The organism is Streptomyces sp. NPDC002055 (assembly GCF_040296705.1).
In the GTDB taxonomy this organism is placed as follows: Bacteria; Actinomycetota; Actinomycetes; order Streptomycetales; family Streptomycetaceae; genus Streptomyces.
Genome location: NZ_JBEOXS010000022.1, coordinates 82,704 through 104,633 on the forward strand (window position 1 = coordinate 82,704; position 21,930 = coordinate 104,633).

Annotated in this window: 19 protein-coding genes; 9 read left to right on the forward strand and 10 right to left on the reverse strand. The window is 72.7% G+C overall.

All coding sequences use genetic code 11. The features are described from left to right. Window positions 1-2 precede the first annotated feature (2 nt). The 4 genes from ABT112_RS16240 to ABT112_RS16255 form a co-directional block, all read right to left on the reverse strand. Window positions 3-215 carry a hypothetical protein gene (locus tag ABT112_RS16240; protein WP_351509958.1) on the reverse strand — a complete coding sequence of 71 codons (213 nt, stop codon included), beginning with the start codon at window positions 213-215 and terminating at the stop codon, window positions 3-5. Further along, window positions 212-1,048 carry a GTPase family protein gene (locus tag ABT112_RS16245; protein WP_351509959.1) on the reverse strand — a complete coding sequence of 279 codons (837 nt, stop codon included), beginning with the start codon at window positions 1,046-1,048 and terminating at the stop codon, window positions 212-214. Before ABT112_RS16245 ends, ABT112_RS16240 begins: the two co-directional genes overlap by 4 nt. Window positions 1,049-1,053: 5 nt before the next feature. Then, window positions 1,054-2,856 carry a GTPase gene (locus ABT112_RS16250; RefSeq protein ID WP_351509961.1) on the reverse strand — a complete coding sequence of 601 codons (1,803 nt, stop codon included), beginning with the start codon at window positions 2,854-2,856 and terminating at the stop codon, window positions 1,054-1,056. A gap of 253 nt (window positions 2,857-3,109) precedes the next feature. Further along, complete coding sequence (locus tag ABT112_RS16255) at window positions 3,110-3,793, reverse strand: Crp/Fnr family transcriptional regulator (protein WP_351509963.1); 684 nt, start codon at window positions 3,791-3,793, stop codon at window positions 3,110-3,112. 352 nt (window positions 3,794-4,145) lie between these two features. Here ABT112_RS16255 and ABT112_RS16260 point away from each other — a divergent pair, with 352 nt between their 5' ends. From ABT112_RS16260 to ABT112_RS16275, 4 genes are all read left to right on the forward strand, one after another. Next, window positions 4,146-5,453, forward strand: a complete 1,308-nt coding sequence (locus ABT112_RS16260; protein WP_502975357.1) for an extracellular solute-binding protein — start codon at window positions 4,146-4,148, stop codon at window positions 5,451-5,453. Between the two features lie 332 nt (window positions 5,454-5,785). Further along, a complete protein-coding gene (locus ABT112_RS16265) occupies window positions 5,786-6,259 on the forward strand; it encodes an SH3 domain-containing protein (protein ID WP_351509967.1) in 474 nt (157 codons plus the stop codon). A 204-nt stretch (window positions 6,260-6,463) separates the two neighbouring features. Further along, entirely contained in the window at window positions 6,464-7,867 is a 1,404-nt protein-coding gene (locus ABT112_RS16270) for an FtsW/RodA/SpoVE family cell cycle protein (protein ID WP_351509969.1), read from the forward strand. Next, window positions 7,864-9,318, forward strand: coding sequence for a penicillin-binding transpeptidase domain-containing protein (locus ABT112_RS16275; RefSeq protein WP_351509971.1), 1,455 nt, complete (start codon window positions 7,864-7,866; stop codon window positions 9,316-9,318). The genes ABT112_RS16270 and ABT112_RS16275 overlap by 4 nt, the downstream gene beginning before the upstream one ends. Before the next feature lie 160 nt (window positions 9,319-9,478). On the opposite strand, the gene ABT112_RS16280 is transcribed toward ABT112_RS16275, so the two are convergent. Beyond that, on the reverse strand, window positions 9,479-10,594 hold the full coding sequence (locus ABT112_RS16280) for a ferritin-like domain-containing protein (protein WP_351509973.1): 1,116 nt from the start codon (window positions 10,592-10,594) through the stop codon (window positions 9,479-9,481). A 282-nt stretch (window positions 10,595-10,876) separates the two neighbouring features. Here ABT112_RS16280 and ABT112_RS16285 point away from each other — a divergent pair, with 282 nt between their 5' ends. The 4 genes from ABT112_RS16285 (at window position 10,877) to ABT112_RS16300 (ending at window position 14,459) form a co-directional block, all read left to right on the forward strand. Beyond that, on the forward strand, window positions 10,877-11,821 hold the full coding sequence (locus ABT112_RS16285) for an AurF N-oxygenase family protein (protein ID WP_351509974.1): 945 nt from the start codon (window positions 10,877-10,879) through the stop codon (window positions 11,819-11,821). Window positions 11,822-11,974: 153 nt separating this feature from the next. Continuing rightward, window positions 11,975-12,799, forward strand: a complete 825-nt coding sequence (locus ABT112_RS16290; protein ID WP_502975358.1) for a TetR/AcrR family transcriptional regulator — start codon at window positions 11,975-11,977, stop codon at window positions 12,797-12,799. 50 nt (window positions 12,800-12,849) lie between these two features. After that, entirely contained in the window at window positions 12,850-13,116 is a 267-nt protein-coding gene (locus tag ABT112_RS16295; RefSeq protein ID WP_351509976.1) for a DUF8847 domain-containing protein, read from the forward strand. A 200-nt stretch (window positions 13,117-13,316) separates the two neighbouring features. After that, the gene (locus tag ABT112_RS16300; protein ID WP_351509978.1) at window positions 13,317-14,459 is read left to right on the forward strand and encodes a C40 family peptidase; all 1,143 of its coding nucleotides are present in this window, start codon (window positions 13,317-13,319) and stop codon (window positions 14,457-14,459) included. 233 nt (window positions 14,460-14,692) lie between these two features. Here the strand turns inward: ABT112_RS16300 and ABT112_RS16305 are convergent, their stop codons facing one another. From ABT112_RS16305 to ABT112_RS16325, 5 genes are all read right to left on the reverse strand, one after another. Next, window positions 14,693-15,949: a styrene monooxygenase/indole monooxygenase family protein gene (locus ABT112_RS16305; RefSeq protein WP_351509980.1), complete on the reverse strand. Its 1,257-nt coding sequence runs from the start codon at window positions 15,947-15,949 to the stop codon at window positions 14,693-14,695. Window positions 15,950-16,015: 66 nt separating this feature from the next. After that, complete coding sequence (locus ABT112_RS16310) at window positions 16,016-16,621, reverse strand: GTP-binding protein (RefSeq protein WP_351509982.1); 606 nt, start codon at window positions 16,619-16,621, stop codon at window positions 16,016-16,018. A gap of 10 nt (window positions 16,622-16,631) precedes the next feature. Further along, window positions 16,632-17,033 (reverse strand): DUF742 domain-containing protein, encoded by a 402-nt coding sequence (locus ABT112_RS16315; RefSeq protein WP_351509983.1) that lies wholly within the window; start codon window positions 17,031-17,033, stop codon window positions 16,632-16,634. Beyond that, window positions 17,030-17,536 carry a roadblock/LC7 domain-containing protein gene (locus ABT112_RS16320; protein WP_351509985.1) on the reverse strand — a complete coding sequence of 169 codons (507 nt, stop codon included), beginning with the start codon at window positions 17,534-17,536 and terminating at the stop codon, window positions 17,030-17,032. Before ABT112_RS16320 ends, ABT112_RS16315 begins: the two co-directional genes overlap by 4 nt. Then, window positions 17,533-20,559 carry a sensor histidine kinase gene (locus ABT112_RS16325; RefSeq protein ID WP_351510022.1) on the reverse strand — a complete coding sequence of 1,009 codons (3,027 nt, stop codon included), beginning with the start codon at window positions 20,557-20,559 and terminating at the stop codon, window positions 17,533-17,535. The genes ABT112_RS16320 and ABT112_RS16325 overlap by 4 nt, the downstream gene beginning before the upstream one ends. Before the next feature lie 411 nt (window positions 20,560-20,970). Here ABT112_RS16325 and ABT112_RS16330 point away from each other — a divergent pair, with 411 nt between their 5' ends. Further along, window positions 20,971-21,816, forward strand: a complete 846-nt coding sequence (locus ABT112_RS16330; RefSeq protein ID WP_351509987.1) for a hypothetical protein — start codon at window positions 20,971-20,973, stop codon at window positions 21,814-21,816. Window positions 21,817-21,930: the final 114 nt, after the last annotated feature.

Below are 21,930 nucleotides of genomic sequence, written 5' to 3' on the forward strand. Positions count from 1 at the left end.
TCTCAGATGAAGAGGCGGCGTACCCGCTGCCAGATGTCGTGGGCGTAGGCCCGTACGCGCCGGAGGAGTTCGCTGCCCGCGTCCAGCACGTCGGCCAGCCATTCCAGGAACGCCGACACCGAGCGCAGGATCGCGGCGAGGGAGGTCTGGGATTCGCGTTCCAGGAGGCGGTGGATCTCGGCCTGCTGGCGGTTGGAGAGGGTCACCGCGGTCATGCCTTTCCGGAGCCCTGGCCCTCGGCACGCCGCCGGGCGACGTACTCCTGGACCTCGGGGGCGGCCAGTTCGAAGGGGTCGGCGGTGTCGACGGGCAGTTTCCAGGCGGCCTTTCCGGCGGACTTGATGAGGGTGATCAGCAGGTCGTCGAGCCGGTAGCGGCGCTCGGCGGAGTAGTGGGCGATGTTTCCGGCGCGCAGTCCCGGGACCTGGCGGGCGAGTTTGCGCGCGATGTCGCGGCACCGGCCGTCGATGGACTTCTCCTGCTCGACGTCGGGGAAGTTGAGGGTGGCGTCCCAGCTGCCGGGGCCGATGAGGTCGACCTTGTTGAGGCCGATGACCAGGCGGCGGCGCCGGCCGTCGTTGAGGATCGGCAGGATGACGTCGTTGAAGATGCGCTGGTCCTCGCCGAGGAGCCGTTCGGTGGCCTCCAGGACGTAGAGCACGACATCGGCCTGCGGCAGGTGCTCGCGGTAGATGCCCTCGAAGATCCGGTCCTCTTCGATGCCCTCGCCGAGTCCCGGCATGTCGAGGATGTGCAGGGCGCCGCCGCCGCGCAGGGCGAACTCCTTGAGCTGCGCCTCCGAGGTGCCGCGCAGGGCGTGGCTGACCTTGAACTCGGCGGAGAACAGGTTGTTGATGGTGGTGGTCTTGCCGACGCCCGCCTTGCCGATGACGGCGACCCGGGGCGGGTTGGCGGCGCGCTCCTCGGTGACGAGCCGGGTGAGCTTGTCGGTGTTCTCGTCGCCGAGGATGCGGCGGAGGGCGTCGGGGGCCTTGCCGGTCTGGGTGAGCCCGAACATGCCGTTCAGGAAGGTCTTGTCCTTGTCCATGGTGGTCAGCGCTCCGTGGTGGAAGCGGCCATGAGGCCGACGCGGATGTGTTCGGTGAGCGTGTCCAGGCCGTACTGCTCGGTCGTGGAACACGGGATGATGTCGCCCTCGGTGAGGGCGGGCAGGTAGGGCGCGAGCTTCCCGTAGACGTTGCCGACCTGCTGGGTCAGCGCGAGGCGCTGGCCGGGCGAGGGACGGCGGGCGGCGTGGTCCCAGTCGCCGGGGCCGATGGTGTCGGCCCGGGTGATGGCGACCGTGACGCCCGTGTGCGGTCCGAGGGTGTGGGCGAGGGCCCGGAGCGCCTCCTGGTCGGGGCGGAAGGCCCGCGGGTGGGCCTGGACGACCCAGACCGCGTGGTCGAGCCGGGGCAGCAGGGCGGTGTACAGGTCCCGGTACGCCTCCTCCGTCTCCTGGCTCTCGGCGTAGCCGGGTGTGTCGACGACGTCGACGGGAAGGGCGCCGTGCCCGGCGGTACGGAGCACGGCGGGGACGTGGTGCAGGTCCAGCGTGGTGGCCTGGAACCGCCCCGTTTCGAGGTCGAGCCCGAACAGGGCGTTGATCAGTGAGGACTTGCCGGCCCCGCACTTGCCGAGGAACGCAATGCGCATCGCGGGACTCCTTTCAGCCGTTGGCCTCGTTTCTACGGGAGCCGGGGGAAGCGGACCCCGAGCCAGGACGGGGTTCGGGCCGCGGGTGTCGAACAGTTCGCACCAGGTCCACCGGCCGTCGGTGAAGGAGCCGTGCCGGGGCGGGGCGGAGCCGTCGGCGCGGTGGGGATCCGCGGGCAGGGCATCGGGGCGGGACGCGGTGGGGTTGTGGGCGGTATCGGTGCGGGATACGGCGGGACCGGGGGCGGCATCGGCTCGGGACACGGTGGCGCCGGGGGCCGTGCCGGACGCGGTGGGGCGCGGGGCGCCGGTGGTGGAGACAGGGGCGTCGGCGGGGAAGGCATGGACGTCGGCGGTGGAGTCATGGACGTCGGCAGTGGAGACATCGGTCCGGGAGACGGAGAGGTCGTGGGCCAGGGGCTCGGCGGCCACCACGACGAGGTCGGTGTCCGGCCGGGCGGCGAGCCGGCTCTCCAGCCAGGCACCGGAGCAGGCGCGGCGGACGGCGACCACCGCCCGTCCGCCGAAGCCTGATTCGCCGAGCCGGGTGAGCCCTTCGGCGACGGCGATCCGGAGCCGCAGGCGGTGGGGTGCGCCGCCGGGCGTGCGGGCCCGGTGGTCCGGGGTGGCCGGGTGCGCGGAGGGTCCGGCGGCGGGTCCGGGGGGTGCCGCGGGCGCCGAGTGGTCGGCAGGTTCCGAGGGGACCGCAGCCCACGAGACGTCCGCGGGGCCCGAGTCGGCCTCAGGTCCGGAGTGGCCGGTGGGTCCCGGGCCGTCCGCGCGTTCCGAGACGTCCGCGGGCGCCGAGACGTCCGCGCGTCCCGAGACGGAACCCGAGACGTCCGCGGGTCTCGAGACAGGACCCGAGACCTCCGCGCGTCCCGAGACGGGACCCGAGACCTCCGCGGGTCCTTGGCGCGCTGCGGCGTTGTGCGCGGCGAGGAGGTCGCGGAGCCGCCCGAGGAAGGTGGCCAGCGCGGCGGGTTCGTCGATTCCGGGCGGCCACACTCCGAGCACGCCGCCCTCGGAGGTGGCCTCCCACAGCACGCGGTCCAGTCCGGGTACCGCGCAGGCGTCCCGCAGCAGCGGGAGCACGTCGTCCGTTCCGTCCGGCACGCCCACCGCGGCGCACAAGCGGCGGACGTCGTGCGGGGCTTCCAGGGTCGTGTCGGGGGGTTGCCCGACGGGGCCTTGTGTCATCCGCTCACGGTGCCGGGGCCCGCCCCCTCGCACACCGCAGTGGAGCGGGATTGGGCACACCGGCCGGTCCCGGCCGAACAGGATCCGGGGCTTGGCGAGTCACCGGGCGGCGGCGCGGGACCGCACGCGGAACCGTCCCGGCGGCGCCCGGTCGGCGGGCCGTGAGCCGCGGAGCGCGTCCGCGCCCCCGCCGCCTCACCGCCCGAGCCGACTCACCACCCTCGTCGGCCGCCCGTTCTCTGCGCCCGCCCCCTCAGGGCATCCCGAGCGCCGCCTTGTGCAGTGCCTCGACATCGTGGATGACCACACTGCGGTAGCCGACGGAGAGGGTGCCCTCGGTGCGGAATTCGGCGAGCGTCTCGTTCACCGAGCGTTCCGTCGCGCCCACCAGGGCGGCGATCTCCGCCTGGTTGAGGCCGACCGCGATCATGATCCCCTCCGGGGCGGGGATGCCCCAGTGGGTGACGAATTCGAGCAGCACCCGGGCCAGCCGGGCGCGGACCGAGCCGTCGACGTACTCCAGCCGCCGTCGTATGGCCGAGCGGAACTTGGCGGTGACGCTGCGCGTCACGGCGTCGTACACCGCCGGGTGCCGGGCCAGGAAGGCGCGGAACGCCTCACCCCCGATGCAGCGGCAGACCACCGCGCCGGCGGCCGTGGCGGTCGCCGTGCGGGGGCTGCCGTCGATGACACCGATCTCGCCGACCAGGTCTCCCCGGGACCGGACGGCGAGCAGTGCCAGCTGTTCCTCCGCGGTGATCGCGGTCACCTTCACATAGCCGTCCAGGACGATGTACACGTCGTGGGCGGTCTCCTCCTGGCGCATCAGTACGCTGCCCGCTCCGTACTGGCGGCCGGTGCCGAGCGTCAGCAGCTCCCCGCGCTCCTCCGGGCCGAGCCCGGCCAGCAGGCTTCCCACCGGGAAATCATCGGACATCCCCCGCTCCTCCCCCTCGACACATGATTACCACCGCTCAGGGGCAATTCGGAGGGTTGTCGTGAGAATGGACATCCGTGCGAAAGCAGGTCTGTCGGGCACCTGTTCCCGCGCGGTCCCGCCCCTTCACCGGGAGGTCGCGGCGCCGGGGCGCGGCGCCTGCCGCAGGCACCGGTCCACCGCGGGCGAAGTACGCGGGAGGAGTCCGGACATGGCGCCATCACCCGGGGCGCGAGGCCGCGTCGATACCGAAGCGAGACCGGTGGACGGTGGACCTCCCGATAGCAGCGGGAGAGACTCGGCTTTCGCGCCTGGCCTTTTCCTGAGGTCAATTCGACGCGACAGAGCGGGCATGCACAACCATGCACAACAGAGGGCGGTAAAGGCAGTGCGGCGGCGATTCTCTGGTTTTGTCGCGGCAGGGGTCGCGACGTCCCTGCTGTGCACACTGACGGCATGCGGCGGAAGTTCCGTCGGATCCGGCGACGTGACGCTCAAACTGGTGGCGGCCGACTACGGGGACCGCCCCGGCAACAGCTCGAAGCGCTACTGGGACCGGCTGGCCGGTGAATTCGAGTTCCGGCACCCCGGCATCACCGTGGACGTCGACGTGTACAACTGGAACACGATCGACCAGAAGGTCGATGCCCTGGTGAAAGCGGGCAAGGCCCCCGACATCGCACAGACCGGCTCGTACGCCGATTACGCGGCCCAGGGCAAGCTCTACCCGGCGGACCAGCTGCTCTCCATTCCCACCCAGGCCGCGTTCCTCCCCGCTCTCGCCGAAGCGGGACAGGTCCGTCGCATGCAGTACGGCATGCCGTTCGTCGCCAGCACCCGCGTGCTCTTCTACAACAAGGACCTCCTGGCGAAGGCGGGAATCCAGGACCCGCCGGAGACCTGGGACGAACTGCGGTCGGACGCCCTCGCGCTGCGGCGGGCCGGTGTGCAGGTGCCGTACGCGCTCCCGCTGGGCAGGGAGGAAGCGCAGGCGGAGACGTTGAACTGGATGCTCAGCGGCGGTGGCGGCTACACCGACGGGGTCGGCAGCTACACCATCGACTCCCCGGAAAACATCGAGACGTTCACCTGGCTGCGGGACGAACTCGTCGGCGCCGGGCTCACCAACAAGTCCCCTTCCCGCACCGACCGGCGGGCCGCGTTCGACGCCTTCACCCGGGGGGACGTCGCGATGGTCAACGGCCATCCGACGCTGATGCAGCTCGCCCAGGAGAACGGCATCCGGTACGGCACGGCTCCGCTGCCCGGAAAAGAGGGCCCGTCGAAGGCGACGACCGGGGTCGCCGACTGGATCATGGCTTTCAAGCGGAACGGCCACCGCAAGGAAATCGGAGCATTCCTCGACTTCGTCTACGAGGAGAAGAACGTGCTGAAGTTCACCGGCGAGTACAACCTGCTGCCGGTGACCAACTCCGCCTCCGACAGCATGCGTTCGGACCCCGCACAAAGGAAAGTACGCCCGTTCCTGGACCAGTTGCCGGGGGCGAAGTTCTATCCGGTCGGCAAGAGGTCGTGGGGGGCGACGGTGCGCACAGTCAAGAATTCGATCGGCAGCACCGTGGAACGAAACGGCGACCCGGCGAGCGTGCTCGGCTCACTCCAGCGCAAGGCCGGCCTCCTGGAGAATTCCACCCCCTGACGGCGACGGACCGCCCGCATCCCTGAACCGCACCCCTGATCACTCCCCACCAGCAACGATCACTCATCGTGACAAGTTGCGCACGACAGGTGTCCGATTTAGCGTTGTGTCCGCGGGTCGGCCGCTCCTCCGCCTTCACACCCGGTCCGACTCTCCGCCGGAGAGACCGGGGTGAGGCCCGTCCGGGGCGCACGCCCGGCCCGTCGCGCCGGCACCCGACACCCGGCGCCCCTCGATCCCCCCTGCCGGACATCTCCCCGCCGGACACCCCCTGCCGGACACCCCCTGCCGGACATCCCCATGCGGGACACCCCTCGCCGAGGAGGACCACGATGCTGCAGTCGAAGCTCCGCAGGCTCGCCGTCGCCGCCGCCACCGGCACCCTCGCCACCCTCACCGCCATCGGTCCGGCCGTGGCCGACTCCGGCCCCGACGGCACGGACCCGCGCTCCGACAGCGAAGGCTTCCGCTCGGACAGCGGCAACTCCAGCGGCGACCCCCGTTCCGACAGCCGTTCCGACAGCCGCTTCGACAGCAGCGACCAGCGCTCCGACGGCCGGGACCACCGCGCCCCGTACCGAGGCCGGGTCACCGCCCGGTCCGGCCTGATCCTGCGGGACGCCCCGAGCCTCCACGCCCGGATCGTCGGACAGCTCCCGCATGGCACGGTCGTCCGGATCAGCTGCAAGGTCAACAGCGACGACGTGGCCGGCAACCCCCGCTGGTACCTGCTGGAGAACGGCAAGTGGGCCTGGGCCTCCGCGCGCTACATCGAGAACATCGGACCCGCCCCGGCCTGGTGCTGACGCCCCACCACCGGAGCGCCGACACCACCGGAGCGCCGACGGTGCCATCCCGGCGTCCCGCGCCGGGAGGGCACCGCATCGCGGCGAGCCTCCCGATGAGGCCCCGCCCCGACACCCACCGAGCACCGGGACTCCCCTCATCGGCACAGCCACGCAAGGCAGGCATGCCGGACTTGGGCGTTACCGCTTGGTACGTTTCCTGGCATGACCGCAACGAGAGCGGACGCGCCCCCGCCGGCTCTGCGCCTCCCCCAGCGGCGGGGGGTCGAACTCGCCCTGCTGGTCGGCGCCGTGCTCATCCCCGTCCTCGGCTACATCGAGGTGGGACTCGCCCGGCACGACTCCGTGCCACGGGGCGCGGCCGGTTACGGCGCCGGGCTGGGCGTTCTCGCCCTGGTCGCCCATCTGACCGTCCGGTTACGGGCCCCCTTCGCCGACCCGCTGCTGCTGCCGATCGGCGTTCTGCTCAACGGCCTCGGCCTGGTCTTCATCTACCGGCTCGACCTGGAGACCCCCGAGAACCACGCCGCCCCCACCCAGCTCGTCTGGTCCGCACTCGGCGTCGGCTTCTTCATCGCCGTCGTCCTGCTGCTGCGGGACTACCGGGTGCTCCAGCGCTACGCCTATCTGAGCGTGGCCGCGGCCCTGGTCCTGATGACCGTGCCGATCTTCTTCCCGGACACCAACGGCGCCAAGATCTGGGTCCGGATCGGGGGCCTGTCGTTCCAGCCCGGCGAATTCGCCAAGATCCTGCTCGCGGTCTTCTTCGCCACCTATCTCGCCGCGAACCGGCACGCCCTGGCGTACACCGGCCGCCGCATCCGGAAGCTCCAGCTGCCCACCGGCCGGGTGCTGGGACCGGTCGTGGCGATCTGGCTGGTCAGCGTCTGCGTCCTGGTCCTCGAACGCGACCTGGGCACCTCGCTGCTGTTCTTCGGACTGTTCGTGATCATGCTGTACGTGGCCACCGGCCGGACCGGCTGGATCGCCGTGGGGCTGCTGCTGGCGGCGGTGGGCGCGTTCGTCGTCGGCTCCCTGGAACCGCATGTGCACAGCCGCGTCGAGGCCTGGCTGAACCCTTTCGCCAGCATCGAGGCCGGTCGCGGCACCGGTCAGCTCGCCGAGTCGCTGTTCGCCTTCGCCGCGGGCGGGATGCTGGGCACCGGACTCGGGCAGGGCCACTCCATACTGATCAGCTTCGCCGCCAAGTCCGACTTCATCCTCGCCACCGCGGGCGAGGAGCTCGGGCTCTGGGGACTCACCGCGATCTTCCTGCTCTACGCCCTGCTGGTGGCCCGCGGCTACCGGGCGGCGCTCGCGCTGCGCGATCCGTTCGGACGGCTGCTCGCGGTCGGGCTCGCCGCGATCATCGCGCTCCAGGTGTTCGTCATCGCGGGCGGGGTGACCGGGCTGATCCCGCTCACCGGCATGGCGATGCCGTTCCTCGCGCAGGGCGGCTCGTCCGTCGTCACCAACTGGATCATCGTGGCGCTGCTCATCGTGCTCAGCAACGCCGCCCGGCGGCCCCGCCCGACGACCGCCGACACCGGTGTCATCGCCTCCGTGGCGCCCGACGCCCCGGAGAACCCCGGGGAGGACCGGCCATGATCCGCTGCACCCGGCATGTCGCCGCCTTCAGCCTGCTGCTCCTGGTCGCGCTGCTCCTCAACGCCTCCCGGGTCCAGGTCCTGGAGGCGGACGGCTACGACCACAACCAGGCCAACCGCCGTCTCGCCATCGCGCGGTACGACCGGCCGCGGGGCGACATCCTCGTCGGCGGCACCCCCGTCACCGGCTCGGCCGACACCCATGAGCGGCTGCGTTATGAACGCCGGTACTCCGACGGCCCGCTCTACGCCCCGGTCACCGGCTACGCCTCGCAGACGTACGGCACCACGCTGCTGGAGGGCACCGAGGACGACCTGCTCTCCGGCACCGACTCCCGGCTCGCCCGGGTGCCGCTGTGGAACGACCTCATCCGCAAGCGGCAGCCCGGCGGCGATGTGCACACCACCCTCGACGCCGGTGTGCAGCGCGCCGCCCACCAGGGGCTGAACGGCCGGCGGGGCGCGGTGGTCGCCCTGGAGCCGGCCACCGGCCGGATCCTCGCCCTGGTCAGCTCGCCGTCGTACGACCCGGGGACGCTGGCGGGCACCGGCGCGTCCGTGACCGCGGCCTGGCAGCGGCTGACCACGAGCCCGGCGCGCCCCATGCTCAACCGGGCGCTGCGGCAGACCTATCCGCCGGGCTCCACGTTCAAGGTGGTGACCGCGGCGGCGGCGCTGGACGCGGGCGTGGTCGACGAGGTGCGGGACCCCACGGACACCGCGGACCCCTACCGGCTGCCGAACTCGAGCACCCGGCTCACCAACGAGGCCTCCGGCTGCGAGAACGCCACCCTGCAGCACGCCTTCGAGGTGTCCTGCAACACCGTCTTCGCGCGGCTCGGGGTGGACGTGGGGCTGCGCGGCATGGTGGACGCCGCGGAGAGCTTCGGCTTCAACGACAGGGACGTGCGGATCCCGGTGCGGGTGGCGGAGAGCACCTTCGACACCTCGATGGACCGGGCTCAGCTCGCCCTCTCCTCGATCGGGCAGTACGACACCCGGGCGACCCCGCTGGAGATGGCCATGGTCGCGGCGGCGGTGGCCAACCGCGGGGTGATCGAGCGCCCGGCGCTGGTCCGGAAGGTGACCGCCGCGAACGGCCGGACGGTCTCCACGCACCGCCCCCGGACCTACCGGCGGGCGATGAGCCGGGACACCGCGGACCGGCTCCGGGAGCTGATGGTCGCGGTGGTCACCGACGGCACCGGCACCCAGGCCTCGATCGACGGCGCGGAGGTCGGCGGCAAGACGGGCACCGCGCAGCACGGGGTCGACAACTCCGGTACGCCCTATGCCTGGTTCATCTCCTGGGCCCGCGCCGAGGGCGCGGCGAAGCCGGCGGTCGCCGTGGCGGTCGTCATCGAGGACGCGGAGGCGGACCGGGCGGACATCAGCGGCGGCGGCAGCGCGGCCCCGATCGCCCGGGAGGTGATGCGGGCCGCGCTGGACTGAGCCGGGGCGGGCACGCGAAGGCTGCCGGCCCCGGACGGATCAGGCCGCGGACGGATCAGGGCGCGGGAGGTACTCGTCGACCGCCCGCCCCTCCGGCCACGCGGGCCACGGCCGGTCCCGCCACCGCGCTCCCCGGGGCCCGGGCCCCGGGCCCCGGGAATCAGCCGTCCGCCGCGGTGGCCCCCGCGGCGATGGCGTCCGTCACCTCCGCCGCGCGGGCCTCCTCCTCCGCGGCGAACCGCTGCGCGTCGAGCCGGTCGGCCAGCTCCTCGTCCTGGGCCATCAGCAGATCGAGGCTGGAGTCGCCCAGGTCGAACACGCCCATGTCGAGGTAGGCCCGCTGGAGCCGTTCGCCCCACAGGCCGATGTCCTTGACGCAGGGCACGATCCGGCTGAAGAGCAGCTTCCGGAAGAGGTGCAGGAATTCGGACTGCTCGGTGAACTCGGCGGCCTCCTGCGCCGGGATGCCGAAGTTCTCCAGCACCTCCGTGCCGCGCAGCCGGTCGCGCATCAGATAGCAGCCCTCGATCACGAACTCCTCGCGTTCCCGGAGTTCGGCATCGCTCAGCTGCCGGTAGTAGTCGCGCAGCGCCATCCGCCCGAAGGCCACGTGCCGGGCCTCGTCCTGCATGACGTAGGCGAGGATCTGTTGCGGCAGCGGCTTGTCGGTGGTGTCCCGGATCATGCCGAAGGCGGCCAGGGCCAGGCCCTCGATGAGCACCTGCATGCCCAGGTACGGCATGTCCCAGCGGGAGTCCCGGAGGGTGTCGCCGAGCAGGGCCTGGAGGTTGTCGTTGATCGGGTAGAGCATCCCGACCTTCTCGTGCAGGAAGCGGCCGTAGATCTCGGCGTGCCGGGCCTCGTCCATGGTCTGGGTCGCGGAGTAGAACTTCGCGTCGAGGTCGGGGACGGACTCCACGATCCGCGCCGCGCAGATCATCGCGCCCTGTTCACCGTGCAGGAACTGGCTGAACTGCCAGGAGGCGTAGTGCCTGCGCAGCTCGCTGCGGTCGCGCTCGGTCATCCGGTCCCAGTAGCGGGTGCCGTACAGGGCCATGGACTCGTCGGGGGTGCCGAGCGGGTCGTACGGGTCGACCTCCAGGTCCCAGTCGATCCGTTTGGCGCCGTCCCACTGTTTGTCCTTGCCCTTCTGGTAGAGGGCCAGGAGCCGGTCGCGGCCGTCGTCGTAGTCCCAGTTGAAGCGGGCGGCGCCGGATGCGGGCACCTGCCATTGACCATCCCCGGGATTCTGCGCGTAGAGCTCATGCGTCGTCATGGACGCCTCCTTGCCTTCACGACACCCGTACAGGGGCGGATGGTTGGCAGGCTCACACGCCGGTTACCCAACGGTCAACAAGTCGGGCGCAAGGGATTGACGGCCTTGCTGACAGGAAGTCTCATAAGGGGCAGGCTTTCGGAGGGCCGTACTCCGAAAGCCTGTTCCGTCGCGCCCGTAGCGATCAACTGCTCATGTTTGTATGGGAGTTGAGGAACGATCGCGGGGTGCGTCCGTGGCCCTCCCCGGGCCCGAAACGCCGATCAGCGAGGTGTTCCAGCGATGACGACCCCACCGGACAGCGTCGCGGCCCGGCCCTCCGCCCTCCGGGACGCGCTCGGGCCGCTCCGCGACCGGGAGCAGGTCGCCCAGCGGCTGCTCGACTCCTCCGCGAAGCACTCCTTCGACCCGGACACCGAACTCGACTGGGACGCCCCGTTCGAGGACGACAAGTGGTTCTGGCCCCCGGAGCTCGTCTCGCTCTACGACACCCCGCTGTGGCGCCGGATGTCCGAGGAGCAGCGCAGGGACCTGGCCCGGCACGAGGCCGCCTCGCTCGCCTCGCTCGGCATCTGGTTCGAGATCATCCTGATGCAGCTGCTCGTCCGGCACATCTACGACAAGCCCGTGACCAGCGCGCACGTCCGCTACGCGCTCACCGAGATCGCCGACGAGTGCCGGCACTCGATGATGTTCGCCCGGCTGATCCGCAAGGGCGGCACCCCCGTCTACCCGGTGTCCCGGCTGCACCACAACCTCGCCCGGATCCTCAAGACGGTCTCCACGACGCCCGGTTCGTTCGCCGCCACCCTGCTCGGCGAGGAGATTCTCGACTACATGCAGCGGCTGACCTTCCCGGACGAGCGGATCCAGCCGCTGATCCGCGGCGTCACCCGCATCCATGTGGTGGAGGAGGCCCGCCATGTCCGCTACGCGCGCGAGGAGCTGCGCCGCCAGATGGTGTCCTGCCCGCGGTGGGAGGCCGAGCTGACCCGGATCAGCTCGGGCGAGGCCGCGCGGGTGTTCTCGCTCGCCTTCGTCAATCCGCAGGTCTACACCGACGTCGGCCTGGACCGGCGGGTGGCCGTGGCGCAGGTGCAGGCCAGCGGCCACCGCCGCGAGGTGATGCGGACCGGGGCCCGGCGGCTGACCGACTTCCTCGACGACATCGGCGTGCTGCAGGGCGTGGGCCGCCGGCTGTGGCGCAGCTCCGGGCTGCTGGCGTAGGGCCTGCCTGCCCGGTGGATCGCGCCGGGCCCGCGGCCCGTTCCACCGGGACCGGGCCGGGGCGCCGCAGCCTCCCCGCCGTCCGGCACCGCCGCCTCCCGGCCGTCCACGCGCCCTGCTCGCCCCCGTGGCACGGCGGTTACGCTGCGGTACATGACAGGCAGCGGAACCGCCCCCACGGAACGGCCGACCCGCTCCCGCGGCGGAGGGCACGACGTCGCCTACCGCAGGATGAGCGTCGAGCAGCGCCGCGCCCAGCTGCTCACCGCGGCGCTGGAACTCTTCGCCCGCCACGCCCCGGAGGACGTCTCGCTGGACGACGTCGCCCATGCCGCGGAGGTCTCCCGGCCCCTGGTCTACCGGTACTTCCCGGGCGGCAAGCAGCAGTTGTACGAGGCGGCGCTGCGCAGCGCCGCCGACGAGCTGGAGCAGTGCTTCGCCGAGCCGCAGACCGGCTCGCTGACGGTCCGGCTGTGCCGCGCCCTCGACCGCTATCTGGCCTTCGTCGACGAGCACGACGCGGGTTTCACGGCCCTGCTGCAGGGCGGCAGCGTCGCCGAGACCTCCCGTACCGGCGCGATCGTCGACGAGGTCCGGCGGGCGGCGGCCGAGCAGATCCTGCTGCACATGTCCGTGCCGGACCCCGGGCCGCGGCTGCGGATGATGGTCCGCACCTGGATCACCGCGGTGGAGGCCGCCTCCCTGATCTGGCTGGACGAGACCGCCGGGGCGCCCCGGGGCCGCCGGCCGTCCGCCGGCGAGCTGCGGGACTGGCTGGTCGACCACTTCGTCGCCCTGCTCACCGCCACCGCGGCCGGCGACCCACAGACCGCGCGGGTGACGGTGGCCGCGCTGGCGCTGGAGCGGGCGGACGGACCGGCGGGGTCCCTGGCCCGGCGGGTCGTACCACTGGTGAGCGAGGCGGCCCATCTGCTGGACGGCGGCTTCCCGGCGGGCGGTACCGGGCACACCGGGTGACGGCGGGCCCGGGCGGGCGCCGCCCGGGCCCGCCGGGTGAAGATGGTGCGGTGAGAAGCGAGGACACACTCTTTGTCGGCGGCCCGCTGGACGGCAGGGTCCTGCCGGTGCTCCTGGGGATGACCGGCCATCCGCCCAAGGTGTACGAGGTTCCGGTGCCCGGTCCGGAGGGCGGCGAGCCGGCGGTCCACGTCTACCTGCGGGAGCCGGCCGGGCACACCAGGCTGGGGATCCAGCGCGGGTGGAAGTACCGCTACGCGCCGGAGGGCCGGCCGGCGGGCGGTCCGAAGTGGCCCTGGTCGAAGCCCGGCCGGTGACACCGGCCGCGCTCGCGGCCCGTCCGGCACAACGGCCGGGACCGGCCCCCGGAGCGGTGCGGCGGGAGCCGCGGCATGGTCCATGCGTGGCCGGTTCGCCCGGCACCGACCATAGATCCCGACAATACGACCATCTCTGAAATAGTGTCAGAAGACCGGGCAAATCCGCCCAGCTCTCTGATGCACCCGAGGTGAGTTTCGTGTCAGGACGGTTCGCACGCTCGGTCCGTACGGCGGCGGTGGTCGCCGGAACCGCGCTCGCGGTGTCGGCCCCGCCGCCGCTCGCCGGCGCCGCCCCCGCCGACCCGCCCGTCCGGGAGCTGCTGACGCAGCTTCAGACCTACTACCGGAAGGCCGAGGAAGCCGGCGAGGCGTACAACGCCACCGAGGAACGGTTCCGGCGGCAGCGGGCCGAGGTCATCCGGCTCAACGGCCGGCTGGCCATCGCCCGGACGAAGCTGGCCAAGGGGCAGGGCGCCGCGGTCCGCCTGGTCCGGGACCAGTACCAGGGGTCCACCGCCGAGCTCTCCCCCTATCTCCGGCTGCTGCTGAGCCGCCGGCCGCAGACCTTCCTCGACGAGGACCACCTGCTCCGGCGGGCGGCGGACGAACGCGCCGAAGCGCTGGTCCGGCTGGCCCGGGGCGAGCGCCGGCTCGCCGGTCTGGCGCGCGAGGCGCGGACGGCGCTGGAGCGGCAGCAGGCGCTGGCGCGGCGCAGCGTGGAGCAGCGGGACACCGCGCAGCGCCGGCTCGACGAGGTGGAGCGGATGCTCGCCTCGCTGTCCGCGGAGCAGTTGGCGGAGCTGGGCCGGCTGGAGCAGGAGGACACCGGCACCGCCCAGCGGGCCCTGATGGGGTCCGGCGCACTGGATGCGGAGCGCCCGCCGTCCCGGGCGGGCGACCGGGCCGTGCGGTACGCGGTCGGGCAGATCGGCCGGCCGTACGCCTGGGGCGCGGAGGGGCCGGACTCCTTCGACTGCTCCGGGCTCACCCAGCAGGCGTGGACCCGGGCGGGGCGGCCGGTCCCGCGGACCAGCCAGCAGCAGTGGAAGCAGTTGCGGCGGGTGCCGCTGCGGGACGTCCGGCCCGGTGACCTGGTGGTGTACTTCCCGGAGGCGACACATGTGGCCCTGTACATCGGCGAGGGCAGGGTGGTGCACGCCCCGCGGCCGGGCGCGGATGTGAAGGTCTCGCCGCTGGCGGCCAATCCCCTGCTGGGGGTGGTCCGGCCGGACGACGGCGAGCCGTCGCTGACGCGCTACGTCCCGCCGGAGCTCCCCGAGGGCGCGATGGACGGGGACGACACGGGGTACTCCGGGGCTCCGGAGCAGCGGGAGGCGTGATCCGCGGCGGGCCGTCCCGGGCGGTTCCGGGCGCTTTCGTAGGATGCCGGGTGGTTCCGGGCGCTCCGTGGGTGCCGGGTGGTTCCGGGCGAGGGCCCTGCCCGGGCCCCACCAGGAATGGCCACCGGGCGCCCCGCGTCACCTGAGAGAGGGACACGGGGCGCCCGGTGCGTGGGCCCGTCCGACGGCTGCCACGGCCACCGACGGCTGACGGACTGCCGGTCAGGGGCCCGTCAGGCTCCGGCGACCGACTCCAGGTACGCCGCCGTCTTCTCCGGCTCGTAGAAGAAGTTCTCGAAGTCGGCCGGGTCGTTGAAGCCGTTGGCGAAGCGGTCGGCGACCGGCTGGAGCTGGCCGGCGGCACCGATCAGGTTCAGGATGTGCTCCGGCGGCGGGGCCAGCATCGCGTTGGTCCACTTGGTGACGTGCTGGGCGGTGTCCCAGTAGCGGTCGAAGGTGGCCTGCATCCACTCCTCGTCGAACGGCTTGTCGCCGTGCTCGACGATGCTCGCCAGGTAGGCGGCGGCGCACTTCGACGCCGAGTTGGAACCCTGGCCGGTGATCGGGTCGTTGGCGACGACCACGTCGGCCACGCCCAGCGCGAGCCCGCCGCCGGGCAGCCGGCCGACCGGGTTGCGCACCGTGGGGGCGTACCGTCCGGCGAGCGTGCCGTTGGCGTCCGTCAGCTCGACCTTGGTGGCGCGGGCGTACTCCCAGGGAGTGAACTTCTCCATCAGCTCCAGGGTCAGCGCCAGGTGCTCGTTGGGGTCCTTGACGCCCTGGAACGCGTCGAGCGGCCCGCCGGGGATGCCCTCCCAGAAGAGGATGTCGGCCCGGCCGGAGGTGGTGTAGGTGGGCATGATGAACAGCTCGCCGACGCCCGGCACCAGGTTGCAGCGGACGGCGTCGGTCTCCGGGTGCTCCGGGCGCGGGCCCAGACCGTGCACGTAGGAGACGGCCAGCGCGCGCTGCGGGGTGTCGTACGGGGAGCGGTCGGCGTCGCGGCCGAACATCGAGACCAGCTCGCCCTTGCCGGCGGTGACCAGCACCAGGTCGTAGCGGCGGGAGAAGAAGTCGAGGTCGGAGACGGCGGCGCCGTGGATGACCAGCTGGCCGCCGCGCTGCGCGAAGGTCTCCATCCAGCCGGCCATCTTCACCCGCTGGTCGACGGACTGCGCGTAGCCGTCGAGCGAACCCAGCCAGTCGATGATCCGCCCGCGGCTCTCGCCCTCGGCCGGCGGCTCGGGGTTGGCCACGGAGACGCCGAGCCCCTCGATCCGCGGGGCCTGGCTCTCCCAGAAGTTGATCTGGAGATCGCGCTCGTGCTGGAGCGCGGTGTGGAACATGCACTGGGTGGACATCACGCGCCCGGTGCGTATCTCGTCCGCCGTGCGGTTCGACATCAGGGTGACCTCGTACCCCTGCGACTGCAGGCCCAAGGCGAGTTGGAGACCGGACTGGCCGGCCCCCACGACGAGTATCTTCCGCATGACTGGGCTCTCTCTCAACACATAAAAAGGAACGCTGCGTTCCGGAACAGCGGGGCCGAGGCTACGTCACTGAGCAGTGACGTCAAGGGCGTGGCCCACCAGCTGCAACAGCGATTCGACGACGGTGATCCGCTTCCGCGCGTCCATGATCACCACCGGCACGTGCGCCGGAACGGACAACGCCTCGCGTACATCCGCCACTTCGTACTCGGGAGTGCCCTCGAAGTGGTTGACCGCGACGACGTACGGGAACCCGCAGCTCTCGAAGTAGTCGAGGGCCGGGAAGGAGTCGTCCAGCCTGCGGGTGTCGGCCAGCACGACGGCTCCGATCGCCCCGCGCACCAGGTCGTCCCACATGAACCAGAAGCGCTGCTGGCCGGGCGTGCCGAAGAGGTAGAGCACCAGGTCCTGGTCGAGCGTGATCCGGCCGAAGTCCATGGCGACCGTCGTCGTGCCCTTGTCCGGGGTCGCGGTGAGGTCGTCGATGTCTTCACTGGCCTGCGTCATCACCGCCTCGGTGGTGAGCGGAGTGATCTCCGAGACCGAGCCGACGAAGGTCGTCTTGCCGACGCCGAAGCCGCCGGCCACCACGATCTTGGTGGCGATGGGGGCCCGGGTGTGGTCCGTCTGCCAGCTCTGCAGACCCTCTTCGGTGGCCCCGCCCGCGGTCATGGTGCTGGCGTCAGAGCCTGCGAAGTCCACTGAGCACCCTTTCGAGCAGCGCGCGGTCGGGCCGGCCGGTGTCGTTCCCGGAGCCGTAGACGCGGATCTTTCCCTGGTCGGCCAAGTCGCTGAGCAGCACGCGGACCACGCCCAGCGGCATGCTCAGCAGCGCGGAGATCTCGGCGACCGACCGCATGCGGCGGCACAGCTCGACGATCATCCGCATTTCCGGCATGACGCGGTCGGCCCACCCGCCGGAGGTGAGTTCCCGCCGCTCCTCGGGGGCGTCGAGGGCCGCCACGAAGGTCTCGACGAGCAGCACATGGCCGAACCGGGTGCGGCCACCGGTCAGCGAGTAGGGACGGACACGGGCGGGTTTGCGGTCCCCGCCTCGGGTGGGCAACTTGGGCGAGGAGGTCACTGGTCCCTCTCCATGGACTTGCGCAGTTCGCTGCGGAGTTCGGGGGTGAGCACGTGGCCGGCACGGCCGACGAACAGGGCCATGTGGTAGGCGACCACGCTCATGTCGCAGTCCGGGGTGGCGTGCACACCGAGCAGCGAGCCGTCGCTGATCGACATGACGAAGAGGCTGCCCTCGTCCATCGCGACCATGGTCTGCTTGACGCCGCCGGCGTCCATCAGCCGGGCGGCGCCGGTGGTGAGGGCGCCGAGACCGGACACGATGGTGGCGAGGTCGGCGCTCGACCCCCGGGGGCCTTCGCGCTGCTCGCCCGTCCGCTGCGCCGCGAGCCCCGGGTCGGAGGCGAGCAGCAGCAGACCGTCGGACGAGACGACCGCGACCGCGTGGACGCCGGGTACCTCGTCGACCAGATTGCTCAGCAGCCAGTGCAGGTTACGAGCCTCGTTGCTCCCGCCGTGACCCGTCGCCCGGTGCCCCGGGCCGGCCTTGGTATACGCGTTCAACCGCGTGCCTCCTCGACTGTGCCACCGTCGTCCTGTGCCCCCGTCTGGTGCTGTCCGGTTCGTTCCACGGTCTCGGCCTCGGCGTCGCGTCGGCCATCACGGCTGCCCTGCTGGAATCCACCGAGCCTGCGGCGCAGGGCATCGGCGTCGACGGAACCCTTGCGCTCCCGCTTGGGTCCCGTGGGCGCCACGGTCTTCGGCGTCCGCTTGGGCAGCCCCTTGTCCGTGACGCGCTCCCACTTCGGTGCCCGCTCCCCGGGCTCTTCCCCCTCCGCGGACGGCTGCTGCGCAGACTCCGCGGCGTCCTGTACCGGCTCCGCGGCCGGGGTCGCCCCGGCCGGGCCGTCGACCCGCTCCCACTGGGCCGCCCGCGGGCCGGAGTCCCGGCTCGCGTCGCCGGCCGCCGGAGCGTGCGCCGCCTGCGCGGCGTCCGCCGGGTCGGCCTGCTGCGGCACCCGGATCGACTGGGTCGGCTGGTCGAGCCGCCCGGTCGTCCCTTCGTCCTCGGTGCGGGCGTGCTCATCGGACCCGGCGGCGTACGGGGCCTCCGGGGCGGTCCGGCCGGCCGGCTGCGGCTCCGACTGCGCTTCCGCGACGGCCCGTTCGGCCGCCGCCACCAGCGGGTCGTCGGAGGTCAGGGCCAGCGACGGGGCACCGGGCTCCCGGGGCTCCTCCTGTGCCGGCCGCTCGGTCTCCGACGGCTGCGGCGCCGCCGGGGACAGCGTGAGCGGGTCCGGCAGCGGGGTCTCGCCCGTCGGGGCGCCGTCCGGGTCCGGGCCGGACGGCGCTACCGCGGCCGGCTCCGGAACGGTCCCGCCGGGCGCCTCCGGGGACTGCTGTGCGTCAGGCGCCGGGGCCGCGGGCTCCTGCGGCCCGGCGTCCGCCGCGGACCGGGCCGCGGGCAGGACGGCCGTACGGCGCGGCAGCGCGTTGGAGTTGGCCTCCGCGACCGAGCCCGGCAGGCTCACCGCGGGGGTGCCGCCCGGCTTCCCGGACGCGGAACCTCCGGCGGCGGCCGGCGCGGGACGGGTCGGGAGTATCGACTTGGGGAGGACGACCACGGCCGCCACCCCGCCCTGCTTCTGGTCGCGCAGCTGCACCCGGACGCCGTGCCGGGCCGCGAGCCGGGCCACCACGTAGAGCCCGAGCCCGAGCGCGTGGTCCTCGCCGGTGGCACCGGCGGCGTCGTGCGGATGCGGGTCGGCGAGCCGGGCGTTCAGCTCCGCCAGCCGCTCCTCGGTCATCCCGATGCCCTCGTCCTGGACGGAGAGCATGACCTCACCGCTCTCCATCAGCCAGCCGGAGAGCTCGACGTCGGCGTCCGGCGGGGAGAACGCCGTGGCGTTCTCCAGCAGTTCCGCGACGAGGTGGCTGACCGCGTCGGCGGCGAAGCCCGCGATCCGGGCGTGCGGCGGGAGGGACTGGATCCGCACCCGCTCGTAGCGCTCGATCTCGCTGACGGCGGCCCGCAGCACGTCCAGCAGCGGCACCGGGCCGCTGTGCCCGTTGCCGTACTCGGAGCCGGCGAGGACCAGCAGGTTCTCGCTGTACCGCCGCATCCGGGTGGCCAGGTGGTCGAGCTTGAAGAGGGTGTCCAGCCGCTCCGGCTCCTGTTCCCGGTCCTCCAGCCCCTCGATCACGCCGAGCTGCCGCTCGACCAGGCCGAGGGTGCGCAGCGCGAGGTTGACGTGGCTGCCGTGGATCCGGTCCTGGATGCCGGCGAGCAGCTCGGTGAGCTCCTTCTGCTTGCCGAGCAGTTCCTCCCGCTGGTCGGCCAGGCGCTGCCGTTCGGCGACCAGCCGGGCGCGGTCGTCGCCGAGCTGCTCGGAGCGGCCGTGCTGCCGGGCCGCGGCCTCCCGCAGCTCGTTGACGGCCGCGACGACCTCCGCGAACTCGTCGTTGCGGCCGGTGTAGCGCACCGGCTCCTCCGCGACCGGGTCGGCCGCGACACGGCGGGCGCCGCGCCGCAGCGCGGACAGCGGACGGGTCATGGAGCGGGCGGCCGACATGCTGATGCCGACCGCGAGCAGCAGGCAGACCACGCCCAGCGCGATCCGCATCTCCAGCGCGGTGACGTCGTCGTCGCGCAGCTGGGCGAGCTGGGTGGTCCCGGTGGAGGTGAGCGCGGACTCCGCGGCCCGCATCCGGTCGACCCGGGCGGACAGGGCTGCGTCGACCCGGTTGCGGTTGAGCCGGACGTCCTGCGCGGAGAGCCGCGGCTGGTCGGTGAGCCGGGCCAGATAGGCCTCGGCGGTGCCGACCTCGGTGCCGTTGACGGTGCTGGCGTAGCGGTCGGCCGCGGCCTCGGGGGCCGTCTGGTCGAACTCGGCGAGCGCCGCCTGCTCCTGCACCCGGGCACGCTGGCCGGCGGCGGTGAGCTGCGGCTGACCGCCGCCGCCGGAGAGCGCGCCGAGGAGCAGCGCGCGGGTGGCCGAGGCCTGTTCGACGGCGCGGCCGAGGGCGGGCAGCGCCTCGGTGGAGCCGTCGGTGGCGCGCGGCGGTGTCCGGCGGGCCAGATCGGTGGAGACGCCGTGCAGCGCCTGGACGGCCTCGCTGTACGCGGTGAAGGTGCGCAGCGCGTCGCCCCGGCCGGAGAGCGCCTCCTGGCGCAGCTCGGGCAGGGTGTCCAGGACGCGCCGCAGGTCGGCCGGGGCGTCCGGGCGGATCTCCGTCACCTGACGGTCGACCCGGGCGCGACGGGTCTCGGAGACGGCCGCGGCGCCGGAGGAGTTGCTGCGGCGGGCCGCGACGAACTCCGTCATCACGTCCCGCTCGTCGGCCAGGGAATGGGCGAGCGCGACGGCCTGCCCGTTCAGCTCCGACAGGGTGACGAGCCGCTGGGACTCCGTCAGGTCATGGGAAGGGCCGGCAATACCGGGGGCGGCCGCCGCGATGACGGCGACGCCCACCACGGCGACCGACGCGACCAGACGGTTACGGACCCGCGCGGTGCGCTGCGGCGTGGGGTTCGCCCCGCCGCCCTCCGTGCCCTTCGGTCCACGATCTCTGCCCCGAGGCCACATCTTCTGCACCGGTGCTCGCAATCTGTACTCGTCCGCCCATGGCCGAGGTGACGACAGTTCACTGGCTGACCTGCTGTGCGCGGAGCGCAACGGGCGTCCACCCCCACCCCGAGGTACCAAATCGACCATTCCAGTACCGGTGTGGGCGAGGCGTTCATCGCCCGGCTGGCCACCCGAACGAGTGAACATCACGACAGAGTTGAGGAACAACTCCCTCGACACCCTGTCTAACGCGTTCCGCGCGCGCCGGTTGGAAAAGACCGGGGGCGCCTGGCAAGATGCCCGCCCGCAGCACGCCGGAGCCCGTCGAATCCGGTGGAATCCCGGCAGCCGGGACACCGGCCGGGGCGGTTCCCGCGCAGGTCAGAGCCGTTTGGCCGAAAGTATGCGGACGTCCGGCAGACTGGCCGCATGCGCATCGACGTCACCACCGAACCCGGGGATCCCCAACACCCCAACGAGGACTACGCATCGGTGGCCCTACCAGCGTCGGGCCGAGGCGGTGCACTCGTCCTGCTGGACGGGGTGACCCCACCGGAGGACGAGGCCGGATGCACGCACGGTGTTCCGTGGTTCACCGCCCGGCTCGGTGGCGCGCTGCTCGAACTGTCCGGTTCGCGGCGGGATATGACGCTGGCATCCTGTCTCGCGGACGCCATCAGGCGCGCCGCGGACGCTCACTCCGGGGTGTGTGACCTTTCTCACGCCCGCACTCCGCAGGCCACTGTCGTGGCTGTGCGCTGGGACGACGCCGTGGTGGAGCACCTGGTGCTGTCGGACTCCGTGCTGCTGATCGAAGCGGCGGACGGCACCGTCACCCCGGTCCTCGACGACCGCCTCCACCGGCTCCCGGACTCCGTACGGGCGCTGGGCGCCACCGCGCGCTCCCTGCCGCGCGGTTCGGCGGAGCGGGCGGCGGCGCGTGCGGAGTACGGCCGCGCCGTCGAGTCCCTGCGCAACGCCACGGGCGGGTTCTTCACCGCCGCCGCCGATCCGGAGGTGGCCCGGCTGGCCGTGACCGGCAGCACGCCGCGGTCGGACGTCCGGGCGCTCGCCGCGCTGACGGACGGCGCGGCCCGCTGGACGGAGGTCTTCCGCAAGGGGGACTGGGCGGCGTGCCTCTCGGTGCTGCGCGGGGCGGGAACCCGGGCGCTGGTCACCGCGGTACGGGAGGCGGAGGCCGCCGACCCGGAGGGCGAGACGTACCCGCGGGGCAAGGCACGGGACGACGCGTCGGTGGTGTTCGCGGAGCTCTGACGGCGGGCCCGGCCGAGGTTCCGACGACCGGCCCACCGGGGGTTCTGACGGCCGGCCGCAGGCTCTGATGGCCGGTCGGCCGGGCTGCCCTGGGCAGGCCGGAGGCCCGGCGGC